Below are 480 nucleotides of genomic sequence, written 5' to 3'. Positions count from 1 at the left end.
TCTAACAATTATCAGAGGGTTTCTGGATCGATACCCATTTCCCGCAGTTTAGCAAAGGCGCGATCGCGTTCTTGTTGTGCCTCATGGCGTTCTTGCTGTGCGCGATCGCGTTCATCAAACAAATCTCCCGGTTCTTTGAACAATTCCCCATTAGGATGATAGACAGCTAAACCATCATCAAACAGTTCAAAGCGAATGTTCAACAGTGGAGAAGTCCAGGGCAATTGTAGGGGGGTAATTAACACCAAGCTATCTTCGGGGGTAGCCCGTTTAAAACCCCAAAAATCATGGGATTGGGGATTATAAAAATACATCTCCAGCACGCCATACTGTTGATAAAATTGTTGTTTGGCGGCCATTTCGCTCATGGTGTTACTGGGGGAGAGGATTTCAAACACCACTTGTGGCGGGATGTTTTCTTCTTCCCACTGTTTATAAATACCGCGATAGCCAGCACGACAACCCAAGCCCACCATAGCA

The 480-nt window shown here is 46.2% G+C and carries 1 protein-coding gene; it reads right to left on the bottom strand.

Translation table 11 applies throughout. From position 1 onward, the window contains the following. Positions 1–11: 11 nt before the first annotated feature. Positions 12–480, bottom strand: a 469-nt coding sequence (locus tag B9T16_RS29320; RefSeq protein WP_410246460.1) for a Uma2 family endonuclease, incomplete at its 5' end; no start/stop codon positions are given.

This window comes from Arthrospira sp. PCC 8006, from assembly GCF_046480465.1.
Taxonomy (GTDB): domain Bacteria; phylum Cyanobacteriota; class Cyanobacteriia; order Cyanobacteriales; family Microcoleaceae; genus Limnospira; species Limnospira platensis.
Note: the sequence above shows the minus strand (reverse complement) of the source record. Positions and strands in the feature narration are given on the sequence as shown.